The sequence below is a fragment of the Trebonia sp. genome (genome assembly GCF_049794275.1).
Taxonomy (GTDB): domain Bacteria; phylum Actinomycetota; class Actinomycetes; order Streptosporangiales; family Streptosporangiaceae; genus Trebonia.
In genome coordinates, this window is sequence record NZ_JBARCR010000754.1 from 1 (window position 1) to 1,858 (window position 1,858).

Annotated in this window: 2 protein-coding genes; one reads left to right on the forward strand and one right to left on the reverse strand. The window is 71.2% G+C overall.

Annotated elements, in window-relative coordinates; translation table 11 throughout:
- Positions 1–178, reverse strand: a 178-nt coding sequence (locus WA805_RS19700) for a galactokinase family protein (RefSeq protein ID WP_425243069.1), incomplete at its 3' end; no start/stop codon positions are given.
- 139 nt (positions 179–317) lie between these two features.
- Between WA805_RS19700 and WA805_RS19705 the strand changes: the two genes are divergently transcribed.
- On the forward strand, positions 318–1,766 hold the full coding sequence (locus WA805_RS19705) for a hemolysin family protein (protein WP_425243068.1): 1,449 nt from the start codon (positions 318–320) through the stop codon (positions 1,764–1,766).
- The last annotated feature ends 92 nt before the right edge of the window (positions 1,767–1,858 follow it).

The following is a 1,858-nucleotide window of genomic DNA, read 5'->3' on the forward strand; positions in this document are numbered from 1 at the left end:
CCTGCTTGGAGCGCAGCGCCAGCATCCGGCCGGGGCGCCAGGGGCGCCCCGGGCGCCCCGGCCGGGCGGCGACGCTGGCCGTCACGCCGTGGGCGAGCGCGAACGGAAGCACGTACCCCTCGTTGTAGTCGGTGTGCTCGCCCATCAGGTTGGCCCGCCCCGGCGCGAACCATCTCACAGTGCCTCCCTGAACGTTCCCGGCGTCCGCGTCGTCGCCCAGGTGGCCAGCGGTCTCACGGGACGCATACGCTATCCCGTCTAGACTGGCCGCGATAGCGCAGCTGGCACAAGAGACCGGGGAAGTCGGCGATCACAGCGTGAGCCAGGTCGTCTGGGACGTCATCATCGTCATTGTCATCGTGTGCATCGGCGGGTTTTTCGCCGCGGCGGAGATGGCGCTGGTCTCGCTGCGCGAGGGGCAGGTCCGGTCGCTGGCGAGGCGCGGCAGGCGCGGCGCGAAGGCCGCGCGGCTGGCGTCGGACCCCAACAGGTTCCTGTCCGCCGTACAGATCGGCACGACGCTGGCGACCCTGGTTGTCGGCGCGTTCGGCGCCGACACGCTAGCCACCGCGCTGCGGTCCTGGCTGATCGGGCAACACGTGTCGGATGACGTCGCTGGGCCGCTGGCGTTCGGCATCGTCACTGTGTGCATCACGTTCATCACCCTGGTCCTCTCTGAGCTGGCGCCCAAGCGGCTGGCGCTGCAGCGCACAGTCCCGATAGCGCTGCTCGCCGCGCCGACGCTGGACCGGATCGCCACGCTCGCCAGGCCGGTGGTGTGGCTGCTGTCGGTCTCGGTCAACGTGGTCGTCACGCTGCTCGGCGGCGACCCGCGGCAGGGCCGCCAGGCGATGACCGAGGCGGAGCTGCGCGAGCTGGTCACCGGCACCCAGGCGCTGAGCGCAGACGAGCGGCGCATCGTCGGGGAGGTCTTCGACGCGGGCAAGCGGCAGATCCGCGAGGTGCTGCTGCCGCGCACGGAGGTGGAGTTCCTCGCGGCAGGCACCACGATCGGCGAGGCGGCGCGCATCGCGTCGAGCGTGCCGTACTCACGGCTGCCGGTCTACCAGGACTCCTACGACAACGTAATCGGCTTCGTGCACATCAGGGACCTGCTCGGACCGACGGCCCCGGACCGGATGGCGCTGGTCGACGAGGTGATCAGGCCGGTAAAGTTCCTGCCGATTAGCAAGACGGTGCTCGCCGCGCTGTCGGAGATGCGCCGGGACCGGGCGCACCTGGCGATCGTGGCCGACGAGTACGGCGGCACCGCGGGAATCGTCACCCTCGAGGACCTGGTGGAGGAGCTGATCGGCGACATCAGGGACGAGTACGACACCGGGCTCGCCGCGGCCACCAAGCTGCCGCGCGGCGAGGTTGACGTGGACGGCCTGCTCAACCTGGACGAGTTCGCTGAGCAGACCAGCATCGAGCTTCCTGAAGGCCCGTACGAGACGGTGGCGGGCTACGTGCTCGCGGCGCTCGGCGAGGTGCCGTCGCCCGGCGACTCGGTCAAGGTCCCCGGTTACACGATCATGGTCACCGAGATGGACGGCCGCCGGATCGCCCGGCTGCGGGTCACGCCCGCGCCGCGTCCCGCGCCGGCCCCTGGCACGCCAGCCCCTGGCACCCCAGCCCCTGACACGTCGGCCCCTGGCACCCCAGCCCCTGACACGTCGGCCCCTGGCACGCCTGCCCCTGGCACGCCGACCGAGGCCGCCCCGCCCGGCCAGGCCTCCGCGGCGCCGCCAGGGACGCCAGGCTGACCGGGCGGTGCGGCTAAACTTGACCTTCTGTACGGGAAATTCCCTGGTGGAAGGCGGTACATGTGCCTGGCGGGTTTGACACCGTTCTGGTC